Origin of the sequence: Ectothiorhodospira mobilis (assembly GCF_900114895.1) — a bacterium.
Taxonomy (GTDB): Bacteria; Pseudomonadota; Gammaproteobacteria; order Ectothiorhodospirales; family Ectothiorhodospiraceae; genus Ectothiorhodospira; species Ectothiorhodospira mobilis_A.
The window spans coordinates 44,604-65,319 of sequence record NZ_FOUO01000012.1 but is presented as its reverse complement, the minus strand read 5'-3'; the positions used below and the strand labels follow the sequence as shown (position 1 = coordinate 65,319).

Sequence of the window (20,716 nt, the reverse complement as noted above, 5' to 3'; positions counted from 1 at the left end):
ATCCCTGCCCGGAGCCGACCACTACCTCAAGCCCGGCATCACCTTCGAACAACTGGATGCAGTCGCCTACGCCATCAGCGACAATGAGGCCGCCCAGCGGCTCAACCAGGCCCGGGCGGATCTGTTTCGTTCCATCAACAACGCCCAAAACCCGGCCGCCTGAACAGCCTCACCCATCACTCCCCTTCAGGCTCATCTCTGGATTGGAAAGGACTGTACCCCCATGCGTTGGGCCAGCAATTCCGCCGGGCCCAGCACCGGCACCTTCGAGCGGCGCGCCTTGAGACCGGCGGCGAAGTGCACGGCGCAGCCCACGTTGGCGGTCACCAGCACGTCCGGCGCCAGGGCCTCCACGGCCTCCAGCTTGGGGGCCAGGAGGCGGTCGGCCATGGCCGGGTTCTCCAGCATGTGGGTCCCGGCGGATCCGCAGCACAGCTCGTTCTCCGGCAGCGGCAGCACCTCCACCCCGGGGAGGCGGCGCAGCAGGGCCTCCAGGGCGTCGTGCTCCCCCAGGACATGGCGCAGGGTGCAGGGGGTGTGCATGGCCACCCGCAACGGGTCGTCTTGCAGCCGCAGCGGCCCCAGGTCCACCCCCTGCAGCAGCGTGCACAGGCCCGTGACCCGGGCGGCGATGTCCGCCCCCTGGTCGTCGCAGGCGGCGTAGTCCCGCAGGTGGGCGCGGCAGCCGCTGTTGAGGCTGAGGATGGGGCCCTCGCTGGCGGCGAAGGCGCGGCGGTTGCGCCGGGCCAGGTCGGCGGCGGCCCCGGGGCGGCCGGCGTGCTGGTCCAGGGCGCCGCAGCACACCTGCTCCCGGGGCACCGTCACCCGCCAGCCCAGGCGCTGCAGCACCGCCAGGGCGGCGCGCACGGCGGCGGCGTCCAGGCTCTCGCCGGTGCAGCCGGTGAACAGGGCCACCGTCCGCGCCGCAGCGGCCCCCTGCCCCGCCGCACCGGCACGGCCGCCGGGACGCGGCGGCGCCGGCCCCAGGCGCGGCAGCAGGCGGGCGTCCCGGGCCAGGCCGGGGCGCCGGGAGGAGCCGAGCACACCGGCCACCTGCATCATGCCCGTGCGCTGGGCCACCCGCAGCACCCCGGCCGCGGCGCGGCGGGTGCCGGCATGGCGCAGCAGGTGGCCGCTGATGCGGCCGTGGCTGCGGGGCGGGGTGAGCACCGCCCGGGCCGCGTCCATGAGCCGGCCGAAGGGCACCCGCGAGGGGCAGACCGCCGTGCACGCGCCGCAGCTCAGGCAGCCGTCCAGGTGACGGCGCACCACCGCATCATCCTCCAGTTGCCCGGCCATGAGGCCCTGCATGAGGGTGATGCGCCCGCGGGGCGAGTCCCCCTCGTCCCGGGTGGCCCGGTAGGTGGGGCAATGGGGCAGACACAGGCCGCATTTGACGCACAGGTCGGTGTCCTGGAGCACCGCACGGGGGTCTGGGCTTTCGGGGCAGGGTTTCATGGCACGGCATCGCCTCGTGGGGGCGCCGCCCGTTCGGGTCCGGCACCCGGTTCTGTTAGTGTCTGGCAGCTCAATCCATCTCCCTGGGGGGAAGCGCATGTCCCTGAAACGGATCGCTCCGTTGCATTGTATCAGCCTCGGCCTCGCCGGCCTCCTGCTGGCGCCCCCGCTGGCGGCCCAGGAGTGGTCGGAACATGTAGGCTGGAGCGGCGACGCGGCGCTGGGGGCCACCCTGAACACCGGCAACACCGAATCCGAGAGCCTCAACGCCCGCGCCCGCCTGCGCCACCAGACGCAGCAGTGGCGCCACACCCTGCGATTGGAGGCCCACACCGGTTCGGAGGATGACGAGACCACGGAGGAACGCTACCTGGGGGCCTTCCAGTCGGACCGGCGCCTGTCGCAGCGCGCCTACCTGTTCGCGGCCCTGCGGGCGGAGAAGGACCGTTTCAGCGGCTATGACTACCAGCGCGCCCTCTCCGCCGGCTACGGCCGCCAGGTGCTGGACACGCCGCGGCTGCAGCTGAGCCTGGAGGGGGGCGCCGGCCTGCGCCAGGACCAACTGGAGGACCGGAGCGCCGAGGAGGAGGTGATCCTGCGCGGCGCCGCGGCCCTGGCCCTGGAGGTGAGCGACACCACCCGCTTCAGCGAGGACCTGCTGGTGCAAAGCGGCGAGGACAACACGGAGATCGAGGCGGTGAGCGCCCTGCAGCTGCGCATCAACGACCGCTTCTCCACGCGCCTGTCCTACACCGTGCAGCACAACACCGAAGTCCCCGCCGACCGCGAGCACACCGACACCATCACCGCCGTGAACCTGGTCTACGATTTTTGGAGATAAAGCCGCATCCGCGACCGAGGCCATGAGTTACTACCAGCGACACCTGTTCATCTGCACCAACCGCCGGGAGACGGGCAACTGCTGCGAGGACTTCGGCGCCAGCGCCCTGCGCACCTACGCCAAGGAACGGGTCAAGGCCCTGGGGCTGGCGGGCCCGGGGGGGCGTGCGCGTCAACAGCGCCGGCTGTCTGGACCGCTGCGGCGAGGGGCCGGTGGCGGTGGTCTATCCCGAGGGGGTCTGGTACACCTTCGCCGATGAACACGACCTGGAGGAGATCATCCAGGAACACCTGGTCCACGGGCGGGTGGTGGAGCGGCTGCGCATCTGATCCCCGGGCGGGGATTGCCGCAGCGCACCATCCATCGCCCCGGGCCGGCCTCCCGTCCCCGGGATACGGCCTAAGTCACCGGCGGGGTTGACATGTGCAGTGCAGCATAGGATAGTACGCACCATACTGTTTCCGGGCGTCGAGCCCCGGATCGGTATACTCCTCCATCCTCCTTTGGTGGTTTTGGCGCGGCCCCTCAAGCCGCGCTTTTTTTTGCCCGTACCGCGCCCCTGCCGGCTCCGCCCCGCCTACCGCAGCCGCCGCGAAAGACGCTATACTTTCGCGCTTTTCAGCCGCCCCGGACCCGCGAGAAGAGATGACCCAAGCCGACCCCCGCCCCATCACCCGCGCCCTGATCAGCGTCTCGGACAAGACCGGTCTGCTCCCCTTCGCCCAGGCCCTGGCCGGACGCGGCGTCGAGATCCTCTCCACCGGCGGTACCGCCCGCATGCTGAGCGAGGCCGGCCTGGAGGTGACCGAGGTCTCCGCCCACACCGGCTTTCCCGAGATGATGGCCGGCCGCGTCAAGACCCTGCACCCGAAGATCCACGGCGGCATCCTGGGCCGGCGCGGGACGGACGACGCGGCCATGGAGACCCACGACATCCCCCCCATCGACCTGGTGGTGGTGAACCTCTATCCCTTCCAGGCCACGGTGGCCCGCCCGGGCTGCACCCTGGAAGAGGCCATCGAGAACATCGACATCGGCGGCCCGGCCATGGTGCGGGCGGCGGCGAAGAACCACGCTGCGGTGACCGTGGTGGTGGATCCGGCCGACTATGACCGCGTCCTGGAGGGGATGCAGGCGGGGGACGGCGCCCTGGAGCCGGCCCTGCGCTTCGAACTGGCGGCCAAGGCCTTTGCCCACACCGCCCGCTACGACGGCGCCATCGCCAACTACCTCACGGCCCGCCAGGGGGAGGAAGCCACCGCCTTCCCGCAGACCCTGTCGCTGCAGTTCGATAAGGCCCTGGACCTGCGCTACGGCGAGAATCCCCACCAGCAGGCCGCCTTCTACCGGGAGGCCCGGCCCGCCGAGGCGGGGGTGGCCTCGGCACGCACGATCCAGGGCAAGGCCCTGTCCTTCAACAACATCGCCGATACCGACGCCGCCCTGGAATGCGTCAAGCAGTTCGTGGAACCGGCCTGTGTCATCGTCAAGCATGCCAATCCCTGCGGCGTGGCGGTGGCCCCGGACCTTGCGTCCGCCTATGACAAGGCCTTCCAGACGGACCCCACCTCCGCCTTCGGCGGCATCATCGCCTTCAACCGCCCCCTGGACGGGCCCACGGCCCGCGCCATCCTCGCGCGCCAGTTCGTGGAGGTGATCATCGCCCCGCGGGTGGAGCCCGAGGCCGCCCGGGCGCTGGCAGAGAAGCCCAACGTGCGCCTGCTGGAATGCGGGGAATGGGACGGGGAGGCCGTGCCGGGCTGGGATTACAAGCGGGTCAACGGCGGCCTGCTGGTGCAGGACCGGGACCTGGGCCGCATCACCGAGGCGGACCTGAAATGCGTCACCCGGCGCACCCCCACCCCCCAGGAGGAGGCGGACCTGCTCTTTGCCTGGCGCGTGGCCAAGTTCGTCAAGTCCAACGCCATCGTCTACGCCCGCGGCGGGCAGACCATCGGCGTGGGAGCCGGACAGATGAGCCGGGTCTACTCCGCCCGCATCGCCGGCATCAAGGCGGCGGACGAGAACCTGCCGGTGGCCGGTTCGGTGATGGCCTCGGACGCCTTCTTCCCCTTCCGGGACGGCATCGACGCCGCCAACGATGCCGGCATCACCGCCGTCATTCAGCCCGGCGGCTCCATGCGCGACGAGGAGGTCATCGCCGCCGCCGACGAGCATGACATGGCCATGGTATTCACCGGCATGCGCCACTTCCGCCACTGAGGCCCGCCATGAAGATCCTCATCATCGGCAACGGCGGACGCGAACACGCCCTGGCCTGGAAGGCGGCCCGCTCGCCCCGGGTGGAGCAGGTGTTCGTCGCCCCGGGCAACGCCGGCACCGCCACCGAACCCGGTTGCGAGAACGTGGCCATCCCGGCCACGGACGTGGAGGCCCTGGCGGCCTTCGCCCAAGAGCGGGGGGTGGATCTCACCGTGGTGGGCCCGGAGGCCCCCCTGGTGGCGGGAGTGGTGGACACCTTCCGGGCCCGGGGGCTGGCCATCTTCGGCCCCACCCGGGCCGCCGCCCGCCTGGAGGGCTCCAAGTCCTTCTCCAAGGACTTCCTCGCCCGGCACCGCATCCCCACCGCCGCCTACGGCAGCTTCACGGACCTGGACGAGGCCCTGGCCTACCTGCGCCGGCAGGGGGCCCCCATCGTGGTCAAGGCCGACGGCCTGGCCGCGGGCAAGGGGGTAATCCTGGCCCAGACCCTGGAGGAGGCCGAGGCGGCGGTACGGGACATGCTGGCGGGCAACGCCTTCGGCGAGGCGGGCCACCGGGTGGTGATCGAGGAATTCCTGCAGGGGGAGGAGGCCAGTTTCATCTGCATGGTGGACGGCGAGCACGTCCTGCCCATGGCCACCTCCCAGGACCACAAGGCCCGGGATGACGGCGACCGGGGCCCCAACACCGGCGGCATGGGGGCCTATTCCCCCGCGCCGGTGGTGACCCCCGCCATCCACCGGCGCATCCTGGACGAGGTGATCCGCCCCGTGGTGCGGGGCATGGCCGAGGAGGGCCATCCCTATACCGGCTTCCTCTATGCCGGGCTCATGATCGACGCCGAAGGGACGCCGCGGGTGCTGGAGTTCAACTGCCGCATGGGCGATCCCGAGACCCAGCCCATCCTCATGCGCCTGCAGTCCGACCTGGTGGACCTGCTGCAGGCCGCCGTGGACGGGCACCTGGACCGGGTGGAGGCCCACTGGGACCCGCGGGCGGCCCTGGGGGTGGTACTGGCCGCCGGGGGCTATCCCGGCGACTACCGCAAGGGGGACGTGATCCAGGGACTGGAGGCGGCGGACACGGAGGACGCCCGGGTCTTCCACGCCGGCACGGCCCTGAAGGACGGCCACGTGGTCACCGCCGGGGGACGCGTGCTCTGCGCCGTGGGCCTGGGGGAGCGGGTGGCCGACGCCCGGGACCGGGCCTATGCCCTGGCCCGGGGCATCCACTGGCCGGACGCCTTTTACCGCAACGACATCGGCCACCGCGCCGTGGCCCGGGAAGGGGGCTAAAGCCCCCGCCCCTCCGGCGGCCTGCCCCAGGCCCGCCCTCCCCCTGCGCGCGCCCCCCTTCCCCCCCGGGGCTTGTCACCGCACCGCAAACCCCGAAGAATGAAAGGCCGGTCCCGGGGCCCCGCGCCCCGGCCCCCCATCCACCGAGCAGGCCCTCAAGACCATGAAGAAGCTGGACATGGAGCACGAAAATGACCTGGAACCGCTGCCCTGCGACAAGGACAGCCTGAAGCGTTCCATCCGCGAGGCCCTGGTCCATATCGTCGGCAAGGATCCGCGCAACGCCACCTCCCGGGACTGGCTGCAGGCGGTGGCCTACGCCGCGCGGGAACGCATCATCGAGCAGCGCATGTACACCAAGCGCCTGTTCAACCAGGAACAGGTCAAGCGGGTGTACTACCTCTCCATGGAGTACCTCATCGGCCGCATGCTGGTGAACCACCTCATGAACCTGGGGTTCTACGATGCCTGCTGCCAGGCCCTGGAGGAGATGGGGGTCAGCCTGCACGAGATCATCGACCTGGAGCCGGACGCGGCCCTGGGCAACGGCGGCCTGGGGCGCCTGGCGGCCTGTATCCTGGATTCCCTCTCCACCCAGTGCCTGCCGGGGTACGGCTACGGCATCCGCTACGAGTTCGGCATGTTCCACCAGCACATCGAACACGGCGAGCAGGTGGAACACCCGGACAACTGGCTGCGCTACGGCAATCCCTGGGAGTTCCCCAGGCCGGAGAAGATCTACCCGGTGCACTTCTACGGCTACGTGGTGGAGCACCGGGACCACGGTGTGGTGCGGCACCACTGGGAGGACGGCGAGGAGGTCATCGCCATGGCCTACGACCTGCCCGTTCCCGGCTACGGCAACAAGAACGTGAACAACCTGCGCCTGTGGGCCGCCAAGGCCACCCGCGACTTCGACCTGGACTACTTCAACGAGGGGGACTACATCCGGGCGGTGCAGGAGAAGATCGAATCCGAGACCATCTCCATGGTCCTCTACCCCAACGACGCCACCGCCGTGGGCCGGGAGCTGCGCCTGAAGCAGGAATACTTCTTCGTCAGCGCCTCCCTGCAGGACATCCTGGCGCGGCACATCAAGCTGGGCTACCCCATCACCGACCTTTCGGACAAGGTGGCCATCCAGCTCAACGACACCCATCCCGCCATCGCCGTGGCCGAACTCATGCGCCTGCTGGTGGACCAGCACCTGGTGCCCTGGGACCGGGCCTGGGAGGTCACCCGCGAGGTGTTCGCCTACACCAACCACACCCTCATGCCCGAGGCCCTGGAGACCTGGCCGGTTGCCCTCATGGAGCGGGTGCTGCCGCGGCACATGCAGATCATCTTCGACATCAACTTCCACTTCCTCAACGAGGTGCGGCACAACTTCCCCGGCGACAACAACATCGTGCGCCGCCTCTCCATCATCGACGAGGACCACGGCCGCCAGGTGCGCATGGCCCATCTGGCGGTGGTGGGCAGCCACAAGGTCAACGGCGTCGCCGCCCTGCACACCGAACTGCTCAAGCGCAACCTGTTCCGGGACTTCCACCGCCTGTGGCCGGACCGTTTCGTCAGCATCACCAACGGCATCACCCCGCGCGTGTGGCTGAACCAGGCCAACCCGGAGCTGGCGCAGCGCATCACCCGGCAGATCGGCGCGGACTGGGTCATGGACCTGGGACGCCTGAAGCAGCTGGAGGACTGCCTGACGGATGCGGAATTCCTCAAGGACTTTCGCGACATCAAGCGGCGCAACAAGGAGCGCCTGGCGGCGGAGATCCGCAGCCGCCTGGGCCTGAGCATCCAGCCGGAGGCCCTGCTGGACGTGCAGATCAAGCGCATCCACGAGTACAAGCGCCAGCTGCTGAACGTGCTGCACATCATTACCCTGTACAACCGCATCCGCGACGGCCACGCCGAGGGCCAGGCCCCGCGGGTGAGCCTGTTCGCCGGCAAGGCCGCCCCCTCCTACGTGCGCGCCAAGCAGATCATCCACCTCATCAACGACGTGGCGGACGTGGTCAACAACGACCCCGTGGTGCACAACCGCCAGCAGGTGGTCTTCTTCCCCAACTACGAGGTGAGCAGCGCGGCCCTGATCATCCCCGCCGCGGACCTCTCGGAGCAGATCTCCACCGCCGGCACCGAGGCATCGGGCACCGGCAACATGAAGCTGGCCCTGAACGGCGCCATCACCATCGGCACCCTGGACGGGGCCAACATCGAGATCCGCCAGGCGGTGGGGGAGGAGAACATCTTCATCTTCGGCCTCAACGCCGACGAGGTGGACCGGCTGCGGGCCGAGGGCTACCGTCCCGGGGACTACTACGAGTCCAATCCCGAGCTGCGCCGGGCCCTGGACATGATCCGGGATGGTTTCTTCTCCCCCGACGACCCCGGCCGCTACCGGGACCTGGTGCACCACCTGCTCACCGAGGACACCTTCATGGTGCTGGCGGACTACGCCAGCTACATCCAGGCCCAGGACCGGGTGGATGCCCTCTACCAGGACCCGCAGGCCTGGAGCCGCATGGCCCTGCTCAACACCGCGCGCATGGGCTATTTCTCCATCGACCGCACGGTGCAGGAGTACGCGGACAAGGTCTGGGGGGTGCAGCCGGAGGGCTGGAACTGACGGAACTGGCGCCGCGCACCCGGGCCGCCTCCAGCGGGAGGGCGGCGGCCGGCAAGGGCGCGCCGGGCCCTGGTGCGGGAAGGCCCGCCCCGGGGCTTTAGCTGCGCTTCATCAGGTCGAAGAACTCGTTGTTCGTCTTGGTGGACGACAGGCGGCCCAGGAGGAAGTCCATGGCCTCCAGTTCGTCCATGGGGTGCAGGAACTTGCGCAGGATCCAGAGTTTTTGCAGCTCCTCGGGATCGGTGAGCATCTCTTCGCGGCGGGTGCCGGAGCGGTTGATGTTGATGGCGGGATAGATCCGCTTCTCGCTGATGCGCCGGTCCAGGTGGACCTCCATGTTACCGGTGCCCTTGAACTCCTCGTAGATCACCTCGTCCATCTTGGAACCGGTGTCGATCAGGGCCGTGGCCAGGATGGTGAGGCTGCCCCCCTCCTCGATGTTGCGGGCGGCACCGAAGAAGCGCTTGGGCCGGTGCAGGGCATTGGCGTCCACACCGCCGGTGAGCACCTTGCCGGAAGAAGGCACCACGGTATTGTAGGCCCGGGCCAGGCGGGTGATGGAGTCCAGCAGGATGACCACGTCGCGCCGGTGCTCCACCAGGCGCTTGGCCTTCTCGATGACCATCTCCGCCACCTGCACGTGGCGCGTGGCCGGCTCGTCGAAGGTGGAGGAGACCACCTCCCCCTGCACCATGCGGGACATCTCCGTCACCTCCTCGGGTCGCTCGTCGATGAGCAGCACGATGAGATAGCACTCCGGGTAGTTGGCGGTGATGCTCTGGGCGATGTTCTGCAGCATCATGGTCTTGCCCGCCTTCGGCGGGGAGACGATGAGGCCGCGCTGGCCCTTGCCGAAGGGGGCGACGATGTCGATGACCCGGGCGGTGATGTCCTCGGTGGAGCCGTTGCCCCGCTCCATGCGCATGCGGCTGGAGGGATGCAGGGGGGTGAGGTTCTCGAACAGGACCTTGTTCTTGGCCGCCTCGGGGGCCTCGAAGTTGATCTTGTCCACCTTCAGCAGCGCGAAGTAGCGTTCTCCCTCCTTGGGGGGACGGATCTTGCCGGAGATGGTATCGCCGGTGCGCAGGCTGAAGCGGCGGATCTGGCTCGGGGATACGTAGATGTCATCCGGTCCCGCCAGATAGGAGCTGTCGGCCCCCCGCAGGAACCCGAAACCGTCCTGCAGGATCTCCAGCACCCCGTCGCCGAAGATGTCCTCGCCGCCCTTGGCGTGGGCCTTGAGGATGGAGAAGATGATGTCCTGCTTGCGGGATCGCGCCATCCCCTCCAGGTCCATGGACTGGGCGATCTCCACCAGTTCGGCGGCCGACTTACGCTTGAGTTCGGTGAGGTTCATAGGGGTTTCGGGGGCGGGGGTTGAGTGTAGGGATGGCCTGTGCCGGACGCGGGGTCCGCCCGGAGAGGGGCACCCAAGGGACGACGGATTGCAAACGGATTCGGGGTCAGGAGATGCCTCTGCCAGAACGGCAGGCCGGGCAAGGATATTTTTTTCGTGACAGTACCATGTCGTCACCGGGACGTCCAGCCCCAGGGACCGGACCTCCCGGCGGCGGCGATCAGAGGTTCTGGTCGATGAAGGCCGTGAGCTGCGACTTGGACAGGGCCCCCACCTTGGTGGCCTCCACGTTACCCCCCTTGAAGAGCATCAGGGTGGGGATGCCGCGGATGCCGTACTTGGGCGGGGTGGCGGGATTCTCATCGATGTTGAGCTTGGCCACCCGGAGCTTGCCGTCGTATTCCTCGGCGATCTCGTCCAGGATGGGGGCGATCATCTTGCAGGGACCGCACCACTCGGCCCAGTAGTCGACGAGCACGGGCTGATCCGACTTGAGGACCTCGTCCTCGAAGCTCGCATCCGATACGTGGCTGATCTTTTCACTCACTACGCTTGACCTCCGTTAGAATAGCCGTCGCGATCGGCATGACGCGTGCACCGCGACGCGCGGGTTGATTCATTGGAGCCGATTCGGCATCCCGTTGCAAGCCCGCCCATGATACCGCGAGCAAAGGCCCCTTCTCCATGACGGACCAGCATCTCTCCGACATCAGTTTCTCACGCTTCCCCCTCCCCGAGGCCGTGCAGCAGGGCCTGGCGGACGCCGGCTTCAGCCGCTGCACCCCCATCCAGGCCCTGGCCCTGCCCCCCATCCTGGCGGGCCAGGACGTGGCCGGACAGGCGCAGACGGGCACGGGCAAGACCGCCGCCTTCCTCATCGGCGTCTTCACCCATCTGCTGCAACACCCCGCCCCGCAGGAGCGCCGCCCCCAGCAGATCCGGGCCCTGATCCTGGCCCCCACGCGGGAACTGGCCCTGCAGATCCACCGCGACGCCCAGGTGCTGGGGCGGCACACCGGACTCGTCCTGGGGCTGGCCTACGGCGGCACCGACTACGACCGCCAGCGCCGGCAGCTCTCCGAGGGGGTGGACCTCCTCATCGGCACCCCGGGGCGCATCATCGACTACCACAAGCAGGGGGTCTTCGACCTGCACCAGGTGCAGACCCTGGTCCTGGACGAGGCGGACCGCATGTTCGACCTGGGCTTCATCAAGGACGTGCGCTTTTTGCTGCGCCGCGCCCCGGCCCCGGACCGGCGCCAGTCCATGCTGTTCTCCGCCACCCTGTCCTACCGGGTGATGGAACTGGCCTATGAGCACATGAACAACCCGGTGAAGGTGCAGACCGAGGACGAGCAGGTCACCGCGAAGCGGGTGCGCCAGGCGGTCTACTACCCCGCCAACGAGCAGAAGATCCCCCTGCTGCTGGGGCTCATGCGCCGGCTGCAGCCGGAACGGGCCATGGTCTTCGTCAACACCCGGCACATGGCCGAGCGGGTCACGGCCTGGCTACAGGCCAACGGCATCCAGGCGGCCCTGCTCTCGGGGGACGTGCCCCAGCGCAAGCGGGAGCGGCTGCTCCAGCAGTTCGAGGACGGCGGGTTTTGCGCCCTGGTGGCCACCGACGTGGCCGCCCGCGGGCTGCACATCCCCGATGTGTCTCATGTCTTCAACTTCGACCTGCCCGCCTCCGGCGAGGACTATGTGCACCGCATCGGCCGCACCGGCCGCGCCGGGGCCGAGGGGGATGCCATCAGCTTCGCCTGTGAGGACTCCGCCTTCCACCTGCCGGAGATCGAGGCCTATATCGGGGTCAAGATCCCTTCCCAGATGACGGATGCATCCGTGCTGGCCGAAGACCTCACCCCGCCGGCGAAACGTCCGCCCAGGCCCCGGGACGGGGACGGGCGTCGCGGCAAGAAACCCGGCCCCCGGGAAGCAGGCAAGGGCCGTGGCGGCCGGGGGCGCCGGCGGGCCGCCAGTGATGCCAACCCGGGCACCGCCAACACCGGCGGTAAGGAAGGGGGCCCGGGCAACCCGGAACCGAAGCAGGCCCGCCCGGATCAGACCCCTCGGCGCAAGCGCGGCAATCGCGCCCCGCGCCGCCGTCAGGATAATCCGGGCCACCCCCCCTCCTCCGGCGAGTGAACGGCTCAGGTGCGCTGCAGGCCGTGGTAGAGCATCACGCTGTGGCGCGCCTCGGCGAAGAACAGCCAGCGCTCCAGACCGATCCCCGCCAGGGCGCAGATCAGTGCCGGATACACCCAGCCAGGGGCCGCCCCCTGGAGCATCCAGGCCAGCAGCAGCCCCGGGAGCACGAAGCCCAGCCCCAGGACCCCCAGGCGCACCCGTTCCACGCGCTCGCGGCCGGGGTCGTTACCGAACTCCCGGGTGAGGAAGGTGGCGGCGGTGTGTCCCGGGTCCATGAGCCGCACCGGCGCACGGGTAAAGCCGGTGGCGGTGTTCAGGGTGGGACCCTCGGCGGCGCGGATCCACAGGTAGTAGATCCCCTTCATGAGGCCGGCCACCACCAGCGCCCCCAGGGCCAGGGCCGTCGGGAGCGGGTCACTGCCGCCGGAGAAGACGTGTCCCGCCGCCATGAACACGGCCCCCAGGGCCAGCCCCAGCAGCAGGTAGTTGGCCGGGGTCAGGGCCGTGTGCCACTGGCGCAGGGTCTTCAGGCCGGCGTAGATCATGCCCGTGGAGAACACCGTGCCCCCGGCCAGCAGCACCGCCAGCCAGCCCGCGGCGGCGGTCAGCCCCCCCACCCCGGCGGCCGTGCCCCAGAGGTGGATCAGGGCGAAGGGGTAGAAGGCCACCGCCAGCAGGGCCTCCCGGGAGAGCCAGGAGGTGTGCACCCGCAGGAAGGCGCGCCAGGCGTTTTTGGGGTTGTGCAGATGCAGGCTGGAGGAGACGAGCCCCAGGGTGATCAGCACCAGGGCCACCACCAGCTGCAGCAGCGGCTCCCCCGGGGCCGCCGCCGGGTAGCCGCCGGTGAGCTGCAGCACGGCCACCAGGCTGAACAGGCCGTAGCCGGCGCCGGAGAGGACGGTGAAGAGGATGACGGAGAGCGCTGGATGCATGACGGTTCGGTCTCGGCTTGCAAATGGGCGGTGATGCCGCGCCCTCAGCGCGGTTCCGGGGCGGGGATCCAGGCCTCCACGCCGGTCACGGGCTGCGCGCGGCGCACGTCGTCCGTGGGCACCGGCGGGGCCGTGCGCGGCGGCAGGTAGGTGTTGGTGGGGCGGTAGCCCAGTTCCGGCAGGAGCTTCTGGCCGGCCCGTTCCCGCACCAGGCGGCTCACCGTGGACTCGGGGTCATCGAAGTCCCCGAAGAAGCGGGCCCGCGCGGGGCAAGTGATGACGCAGGCCGGCTGCCGCTCCGCTTCCGGCAGGGCCGCATCGTAGATGCGGTCGATGCACAGGGTGCATTTCTTCATCACCCCTTCCGCCGGATCCAGCTCCCGGGCACCGTAGGGGCAGGCCCAGGCACAGAGGTTGCAGCCCATGCACTTGTCGTGGTCCACCAGCACGATGCCGTCCTCGGCCCGCTTGTAGGAGGCCCCGGTGGGGCAGACGTCGACGCACTCGGCGTTCTCGCAGTGCATGCACGACAGGGGCATGTTCACCGTCTTGTTGTGGGGGTAGTCGTCCACCTCGAAGTGGCGCACGCGGTTGAACCACACCCCGCTGGGTTCGGGCCCATAGGGGGACTCGTCCGTCAGCGGTCCGGAGGTGCCGGAGGTGTTCCACTGCTTGCAGGCCACCGCGCAGGCATGACAGCCCACGCAGGTGTCCAGGTCGATCACCAGGCCCAGTCGCATGAATCGGCTCCTCGATGTTGCATCCGTCGCATCCTCGGGGCGGATCAGCCCCGCCGCGTGAGCACGTCCCACAGGCTGCGCCCCAGGCGCACCGGCCGGTGGCTGTGGTAGCGCACCTCCCCGGGGGATGGCTGCGCCCCGGGGAGGGGGCGCACGGGTTCGAACTCGGGCCAGGTGCCGGCCTCCCCGGGGTCGGCGGGGGTGATGCGCACCCGCAGGTCGTACCAGGCGGCCTGGCCGGTGATGGGGTCGGAGTTGGTCATGCCATCCAGGGCATCCCCCCGCTGGGGCAGCAGTTCCGAGATCAGGTGGTTGAGCAAGAAGCCCCGGCGCCCCTCGTCGGCGTCGGTGGACAGGCCCCAGGCCCCCGGCTGCTTGCCGATGGCGTTCCAGGTCCAGACGGTGTCCGGCTCCACCGCCTCGATGCACTTCACCTGCACCCGCATGCGCCCCAGATGGGACTCCACCCAGACCCAGGAGAGATCCGGGATGCCCATGGCCTCGGCCCGGGCGCGGTTCATGTAGAGGACGTTGGCGGAACAGATCTGGCGCAGCCAGGCGTTCTGCGAGTCCCAGGCGTGGTACATGAACATGGGCCGCTGGGTGATGGCGTGGAAGGGGTATGCCTGCTCGTCGATGCGCCCGTGCTCCAGGGGCGGGTACCAGATGGGCAGGGGATCGAAGTAGCGGGTGAGGCGTTCCCGGTGCTCCGGGCTGCTGGGGCAGGGCCCGTCGTAGAGCCCCTCCCCCGCCAGGCGGAAGCGCTGCAGCGGCTCGCTGTAGAGCTGCTGCACGATGGGCTCGGTGGAGCCCACCCAGCCGGCGTGGCGGGCCAGTTCCAGATAGTCGCGGTTGCAGAAGCGGTAGTACTTCTGATGATCCTCCAGGTGATGGGCGAAGAAGCAGCCGTTGTCCGCATAGGCCTCCCACTGGCGCGGGTTGGGCTCCCCCCGCAGATGCTGGTCCCCATCCTTGCCCCGCCAGCCGGCGAGGAAACCGATGCCCGGCTCCTTCTCGTAGTGGATGATGAAGTCCTGGTAGGAGCTGTAGCGGCGGCTGCCGTCCTCCCGGGTGAAGGCGGGGAAGCCCAGGCGCCCGGCCAGTTCCACCAGCACCTCCTGCCAGGGACGCACGTCCCGATCCGCCTCCAGCACCGGCTGGCGGATGGAGTCCGCCGGGGCGTGGGGCTCGGAGATGGGCCGGTCCAGCAGGGAGATGGTGTCGTGGCGCTCCAGGTAGGTGGTATCCGGCAGCACCAGGTCGGCGTGGTGGACCATCTCCGAATGGAAGGCGTCGGAGACCACGATGAAGGGGATCTTGTACTCCCCGTCCTCGCCCTTCTCCCGCAGCATGTCCATGACCCCGCGGGTGTTCATGGTGGAGTTCCAGGACATGTTGGCCATGAAGAGGATGAGGGTGTCGATGGGATACGGGTCCCCCTTCACCGCGTTGGTGATGACCATGTGCATGAGGCCGTGGGGGGAGATGGGGGCATCCCAGGAATAGGCCTTGTCGATGCGCAGGGGGCGGCCCTCGGCGTCGATCACCAGGTCCTCCGGGGCCGTGGGGAAGCCCAGGGGCGGGCCGGAGAGGGGGGTGTCGGGGGCCGTCTCCCTCGCGGGCTTGATCCCCGGCGGGATGGGTTTGGGATACGGGGCCTTGGCCAGATGGCCGCCGGGGACATCCACCGTGCCCAGCAGGATCTGCAGCAGGTGGATGGCACGGCAGGTCTGGAAGCCGTTGGAATGGGCCGAGATGCCCCGCATGGCGTGCATGGACACGGGCCGGCCGATGAAACGGTCGTGCTGACGGCCATAGGCGTCGGTCCAGCGGCAGGGGATCTCGATGGTCTCGCGGAAGGCCACGTGGGCCATCTCCAGGGCCAGGCGCTCGATCTGCTCCGCCGGCACGCCGCAGCGCCCGCTGACCTGTTCCGGGGCGTACTCGGGATCCAGGTAGCGCTCCGCCAGCAGGGTCATGACCGTGCGCACCGGACGGCCGTCGGGGGCGGTGTAGTCCCCGAAGAGGGCGGGCCGGATGTCGGTGCGGGAGGCGTCGGCCACGGCCCCGGCGGCCTCGTCCCAGCACAGGGGCTTGCCGGCCTCGTCCCGCAGGATCAGGCCGTGGCCCTTCTGCCCGGGGGTGTCCACCACCAGCCAGGGGGCGTTGCTGTAGCGCAGCAGGTAGTCCCGGTCGAACTGGTCGTTGCGCAGCAGGACGTGGATCATGGAGAGGGCGAACAGGCCGTCGGTGCCGGGGCGGATGGAGACCCACTCGTCCGCCACCGCCTGGTAGCCGGTGCGCACCGGGTTGACGGCCACGAACTTGGCCCCGCGGCGCTTGAGCTGCTCGATGCCCAGCTTGATGGGGTTGGAGGCATGGTCCTCGGCCACACCCCAGAGCATGAAGTACTTGCTGCGGGCCCAGTCCGGGTCGCCGAACTCCCAGAAGGCGTGGCCCATGGTGTAGAGCCCCGCCGCCGCCATGTTCACGGAGCAGAAGCCGCCGTGGGCGGCCCAGTTGATGGTGCCGAACTGGCTGGCCCAGAGCCCGGTGAGGGCCTGCATCTGGTCGCGGCCGGTGAAGAAGGCCAGCTTGCGGGGATCGCTGGCGCGGATGCGGGCCAGGCGCCGGGTGAGCATGTCCAGGGCCTCGTCCCAGGAGACGGGTTCGAACTCACCGGCCCCCCGCTCCGTGCCCGGCTTGCGCATCAGCGGCTGGCGCAGGCGCGCCGGGGACTGCTGCTTCATGATGCCGGCGTTGCCCTTGGCGCAGAGCACGCCCCGGTTCACCGGATGATCCGGGTTCCCCTGGATGTAGCGGATGCGGTTGTTCTCCACCGTGACCTTGATGCCGCAGCGGCAGGCGCACATGTAACAGGTGGAGTACTTCACCTCCTGGGCGGCGTGATCCTCGAAGTCCGGCATTGTCCCCATACCCGCTCCATGTGAATGCGTTGGCCATCAACAGGACCCCTGCACAGGGTCCTGCGGACAGTCTGCCGGGGGGCGGCGGACAACTCAAAGGGAAGTTTTTGATTCGGGTATAAGTAAATACCCGCAAGGGGGAAGGCGGGGCGCTGCGCCCGCCCCGGACCGGGGCGGGCGGCGGGCGGGGATCAGTCCTTCTGCGCGCCGGGGGCGGGTCGCAGGCGGATGCCCAGTTCCTTGAGTTGGGCCTGTTCCACCGGGGCCGGTGCCTGGGTCAGCGGGCAGGCGGCGGTCTGGGTCTTGGGGAAGGCCATGACGTCGCGGATGGACTGGGCGCCGGTCATGAGCATCACCAGCCGGTCCAGGCCGAAGGCGATGCCGCCATGGGGCGGGCAGCCGTACTTCAGGGCGTCCAGCAGGAAGCCGAACTTCTCCCGGGCCTCGGCCTCTTTGATGCCCAACAGCTCGAACACCTGCTGCTGCATGGCCATGGTGTGGATGCGCACGGAGCCGCCCCCCACCTCGGTGCCGTTGAGCACCAGGTCGTAGGCCCGGGAGACCAGATGCCCCGGATCCCCGGAGAGGTCCTCGGGGCGCTCCGCCCGGGGGGCGGTGAAGGGATGGTGCAGGGCCACCCAGCGGCCCTCCTTCTCGTCCAGTTCGAACATGGGGAAGTCCACCACCCACAGGGGCCGCCAGCCCCGCTCCACCAGCCCGCGGTCGTGCCCCAGCTTCACCCGCAGGGCCCCCATGGACTCGTTCACCACCCGGGCCTTGTCGGCGCCGAAGAAGATCAGGTCCCCGTCCTCGGCCCCGCTGCGGTCCAGGATCTCCACCACCACGGTGTCGGGCAGGAACTTGAGGATGGGGGACTGCAGGCCTTCCCGGCCGGCATTGAGGTCGTTGACCTTGATGTAGGCCAGGCCCTTGGCGCCGTAGCGGCCCACAAAGCCGGTGTAGTCCTCGATCTCCTTGCGGGTGAGGGCCCCGCCGCCGGGCACCCGCAGGGCGGCCACCCGGCCGTGGGGGTCCTTGGCCGGCCCGGAGAAGACCTTGAAGTCCACCTCGCCCATGACATCGGTGAGCTCCACCAGCTCCAGGGGGATGCGCAGGTCCGGCTTGTCGGAACCGAAGCGGTGCATGGCCTCGGCATAGGTCATGCGCGGGAAGGGATCGTGCAGGGGCACCTCCAGCACCTGGGCGAAGAGCTCACGCACCATCTGCTCCATGAGCCCCATGATGCCCTCCTCGTCCATGAAGGAGGTCTCGATGTCCAGCTGGGTGAATTCCGGCTGGCGGTCGGCGCGCAGGTCCTCGTCGCGGAAGCAGCGCACGATCTGGTAGTAGCGGTCCAGACCGGACATCATCAGCAGCTGCTTGAACAGCTGCGGCGACTGCGGCAGGGCGAAGAAGCTGCCGGGATGGGTGCGGCTGGGCACCAGGTAGTCCCGGGCCCCCTCGGGGGTGGCCTTGGTGAGCATGGGGGTCTCGATGTCCAGGAAGCCGTTGGCCTCCAGGAACCGCCGCAGGGTGGCGGTGATGCGCGCCCGCATCTGCAGCCGGGTCTGCATCATGGGACGGCGCAGATCCACATAGCGGTAACGCAGGCGGGTGTCCTCCCCCACATCGTCCTCGTCCAGCTGGAACGGCGGGGTCTCGGCGGTGTTGAGCACCTCCAGCTCCAGGCCCAGCACCTCGATGGCGCCGGTGCGCAGGTCCGGGTTCACCGTCCCCTCGGGACGCCGCCGCACCCGGCCCCGCACCCGCAGGACGTATTCGCTGCGGATGCGCTCGGCGCGGGTGAAGACCTCGACCCGGTCCGGGTCGAAGACCACCTGCACCAGGCCCTCCCGGTCCCGCAGATCCACGAAGATCACGCCCCCATGGTCGCGGCGCCGGTTGACCCAGCCGCACAATGTCACTTCCTGATCCAGCAGGGACTCGTCGACGATACCGCAGTAATGGGTGCGCATGGCCTTTCCTGGTGATTGCATCTCGGAGGGGAAAACCGGCAATGGTAAGGGGGTTGTTCGCGCACTGGCAAGGGGCTTCGGCGGGCTGCGAAAGTCCCGCCGCCCCGGCGTGGTCACCCTACTCCCCTCCCGTCTCCGGGGGGGCCGCTGGCGTCGCCCGCCGGATCTGGGAGGGACGGGGCACCACCACCCCCAGGGACATGACGAACTTGAGGCCGTCCTCCACCGTCATGTCCATCTCGATGACCTCATCCCGGGGCACCAGCAGGATGAAGCCGGAGGTGGGATTGGGGGTGGTGGGGACAAACACCGTGACCACCTCCTTCTCGGTGCGCTCCTGCACCTCCCCCACCCCCACCTGGGTCTGGAAACCCAGGGCCCAGACCCCCTTGCGGGGGTATTCCACCAACAGGACCTTGCGGAAGGATTCCCCGGTGGTGCCCAGCACCGTCTCCACCACCTGCTTGATGGCGGAGTAGATGGTGTTCACCAGGGGGATGCGGGCCAGCAGCCCCTCCCAGAGCTCCACCAGTTTGCGCCCCACCAGATTGGCCACCACCAGGCCCGTAGTGAAGACGATGGCCACCGCCACCACCACGCCAAACCCAGGGATGGTAAAGCCCAGCAGGGCCTCCGGCCGCCAGGCCGGAGGCAGCAGCAGGGTGCGGTCCATGGCATCGACGATGAACTTGATGATGGCCACGGTGGCCACCAGCGGCACCCACAGCAACAGACCCGCGATCAGGTAACGGCGCAGGGCGTGCACCCAGGCTGGGCTGTGCTCCTGCAAGGGGATCAGCCGGATGCGGTGCCGGATGCGGCGGGGCAGGCCGGGCAACTGCTGCCGCCGCCGTCGCCTCCCGCGGCGCATGCGGGGGCGCTGTCACTGTCCTTCTTGAGGTTGCGCTGATTGCCCTTCTTGAAATCGGTCTCGTACCAGCCGCTGCCCCCCAGGCGGAATCCGGCCGAGGACACCAGCTTGGTCAGGGCCGGGGCCTGGCAGGCCGGGCAATCCACCAGCGGCACATCGGACAGCTTCTGGATGGCCTCCATGCGGTGGCCGCAGGCTTTACACTCGTATTCGTAAATGGGCATGCTCACTCTCCCGTGATGGACGCAGTCGGATGAACCGGTAGGGGAACCCGCAGGGCCCCGGCGGGGCCCCGCCGCGGGGATGCGGGGCGGCCGGCGCCCGACTTGGGCAGCGGATGGCCCACAGTATACCGCTTCGCGGCGCTGCGTGGATTCCCGCTGCGATGGTGGGGGCGCGCCCCCGATTTTCAACCCCCCCCTTCACCCCATGATCCCGGCAGGGAGAAGCGCATTGACCCCAACCCGCAGCATCCTGATCACCGGCTGTTCCTCCGGCATCGGCCACTGCGCGGCCCACACCCTGCGGCGGCGCGGCTACCGGGTGTTCGCCACCGCCCGCCGCGCGCAGGACGTGGCCCGGCTCCGGGAAGAGGGCCTGGAGGACGCCCTGGCCCTGGACCTGGAGGACAGCGCCTCCATCCAGGCCGCGGTGGAGCGGGTGCTGGCGGCCACCGGCGGCACCCTGGATGCCCTGTTCAACAACGGGGCCTACGGCCAGCCGGGGGCGGTGGAGGATCTGACCCGGGAGGCCCTGCGGGCGCAGCTGGAGACCAACCTGCTGGGCTGGCTGGAGCTGACCAACCGGGTGATCCCGGTGATGCGCGCCCAGGGGGCGGGCCGCATCGTGCAGAACAGTTCCGTGCTGGGCCGGGTGGCCCTGCCCTTTCGCGGCGCCTACACCTGCTCCAAGTTCGCCCTGGAGGGCCTCACCGACACCCTGCGCATGGAACTCACGGGCAGCGGCATCCACGTGAGCCTCATTGAGCCCGGCCCCATCGCCTCCCGCTTCCGGGCCAATGCCCACGCCGCCTTCACGGCCCATATCCAGCGGGAGCGCAGCCCCTTCCGGGAACAGTACGCCGCCGCCGAGCGGCGCCTGACGAAGAGCGGCCCGGCGGCGCCGTTCACCCTGCCGCCGGAGGCGGTGGTGAGGCGGCTCATCCATGCCCTGGAACACCCCCGCCCCCGCAGCCGCTACCGGGTCACCCTGCCCACCCAGGTCTTCGTGGTCCTGAAGCGGATGCTGCCCGACCCCTGGATGGACCGGGTGATGCTCGCCGTCTCCCGGGGCGAGCACCGCTGATC

15 protein-coding genes and 1 pseudogene are annotated in these 20,716 nt (G+C 69.5%); 7 read left to right on the top strand and 9 right to left on the bottom strand.

All coding sequences use genetic code 11. The features are described 5' to 3' along the window. Window positions 1-192 precede the first annotated feature (192 nt). Window positions 193-1,458 carry a (Fe-S)-binding protein gene (locus BM214_RS13020; protein WP_090486251.1) on the bottom strand — a complete coding sequence of 422 codons (1,266 nt, stop codon included), beginning with the start codon at window positions 1,456-1,458 and terminating at the stop codon, window positions 193-195. Between the two features lie 97 nt (window positions 1,459-1,555). On the opposite strand from BM214_RS13020, the gene BM214_RS09580 reads away from it, so the two are divergent. The 5 genes and pseudogenes from BM214_RS09580 to BM214_RS09560 all read left to right on the top strand — a co-directional run bounded on the left by BM214_RS09580 (window position 1,556) and on the right by BM214_RS09560 (window position 8,455). After that, entirely contained in the window at window positions 1,556-2,299 is a 744-nt protein-coding gene (locus BM214_RS09580; RefSeq protein WP_090486248.1) for a DUF481 domain-containing protein, read from the top strand. Window positions 2,300-2,321: 22 nt separating this feature from the next. Then, window positions 2,322-2,628, top strand: a pseudogene (locus BM214_RS09575) ((2Fe-2S) ferredoxin domain-containing protein). 316 nt (window positions 2,629-2,944) lie between these two features. Continuing rightward, the gene (purH, locus tag BM214_RS09570) at window positions 2,945-4,522 is read left to right on the top strand and encodes a bifunctional phosphoribosylaminoimidazolecarboxamide formyltransferase/IMP cyclohydrolase (RefSeq protein ID WP_090486246.1); all 1,578 of its coding nucleotides are present in this window, start codon (window positions 2,945-2,947) and stop codon (window positions 4,520-4,522) included. Window positions 4,523-4,530: 8 nt separating this feature from the next. After that, entirely contained in the window at window positions 4,531-5,817 is a 1,287-nt protein-coding gene (purD, locus tag BM214_RS09565; protein WP_090486243.1) for a phosphoribosylamine--glycine ligase, read from the top strand. A gap of 178 nt (window positions 5,818-5,995) precedes the next feature. After that, window positions 5,996-8,455, top strand: a complete 2,460-nt coding sequence (locus BM214_RS09560; protein ID WP_090486270.1) for a glycogen/starch/alpha-glucan phosphorylase — start codon at window positions 5,996-5,998, stop codon at window positions 8,453-8,455. A gap of 97 nt (window positions 8,456-8,552) precedes the next feature. Here the strand turns inward: BM214_RS09560 and rho are convergent, their stop codons facing one another. Continuing rightward, window positions 8,553-9,812 carry a transcription termination factor Rho gene (gene rho / locus BM214_RS09555; RefSeq protein WP_090486236.1) on the bottom strand — a complete coding sequence of 420 codons (1,260 nt, stop codon included), beginning with the start codon at window positions 9,810-9,812 and terminating at the stop codon, window positions 8,553-8,555. 220 nt (window positions 9,813-10,032) lie between these two features. Then, window positions 10,033-10,359, bottom strand: coding sequence for a thioredoxin TrxA (trxA, locus tag BM214_RS09550; RefSeq protein WP_090486234.1), 327 nt, complete (start codon window positions 10,357-10,359; stop codon window positions 10,033-10,035). A 137-nt stretch (window positions 10,360-10,496) separates the two neighbouring features. Here trxA and rhlB point away from each other — a divergent pair, with 137 nt between their 5' ends. Next, on the top strand, window positions 10,497-11,960 hold the full coding sequence (rhlB, locus tag BM214_RS09545; RefSeq protein ID WP_090486231.1) for an ATP-dependent RNA helicase RhlB: 1,464 nt from the start codon (window positions 10,497-10,499) through the stop codon (window positions 11,958-11,960). A 5-nt stretch (window positions 11,961-11,965) separates the two neighbouring features. Here rhlB and BM214_RS09540 read toward each other — a convergent pair whose 3' ends face one another. The 6 genes from BM214_RS09540 to BM214_RS09515 form a co-directional block, all read right to left on the bottom strand. Next, window positions 11,966-12,895: a dimethyl sulfoxide reductase anchor subunit family protein gene (locus BM214_RS09540; RefSeq protein WP_090486228.1), complete on the bottom strand. Its 930-nt coding sequence runs from the start codon at window positions 12,893-12,895 to the stop codon at window positions 11,966-11,968. Between the two features lie 44 nt (window positions 12,896-12,939). Further along, complete coding sequence (locus tag BM214_RS09535) at window positions 12,940-13,635, bottom strand: 4Fe-4S dicluster domain-containing protein (RefSeq protein WP_090486226.1); 696 nt, start codon at window positions 13,633-13,635, stop codon at window positions 12,940-12,942. 44 nt (window positions 13,636-13,679) lie between these two features. Continuing rightward, entirely contained in the window at window positions 13,680-16,571 is a 2,892-nt protein-coding gene (locus tag BM214_RS09530; RefSeq protein WP_090486223.1) for a molybdopterin oxidoreductase family protein, read from the bottom strand. A 182-nt stretch (window positions 16,572-16,753) separates the two neighbouring features. After that, window positions 16,754-18,538, bottom strand: coding sequence for an aspartate--tRNA ligase (gene aspS, locus BM214_RS09525; RefSeq protein WP_090486220.1), 1,785 nt, complete (start codon window positions 18,536-18,538; stop codon window positions 16,754-16,756). A 118-nt stretch (window positions 18,539-18,656) separates the two neighbouring features. Then, window positions 18,657-19,304, bottom strand: coding sequence for a DUF502 domain-containing protein (locus tag BM214_RS09520; RefSeq protein WP_244887923.1), 648 nt, complete (start codon window positions 19,302-19,304; stop codon window positions 18,657-18,659). Between the two features lie 29 nt (window positions 19,305-19,333). Then, window positions 19,334-19,633, bottom strand: coding sequence for an FmdB family zinc ribbon protein (locus tag BM214_RS09515; RefSeq protein ID WP_090486214.1), 300 nt, complete (start codon window positions 19,631-19,633; stop codon window positions 19,334-19,336). A 205-nt stretch (window positions 19,634-19,838) separates the two neighbouring features. Between BM214_RS09515 and BM214_RS09510 the strand changes: the two genes are divergently transcribed. Then, window positions 19,839-20,714: an SDR family oxidoreductase gene (locus BM214_RS09510; protein WP_090486211.1), complete on the top strand. Its 876-nt coding sequence runs from the start codon at window positions 19,839-19,841 to the stop codon at window positions 20,712-20,714. The last annotated feature ends 2 nt before the right edge of the window (window positions 20,715-20,716 follow it).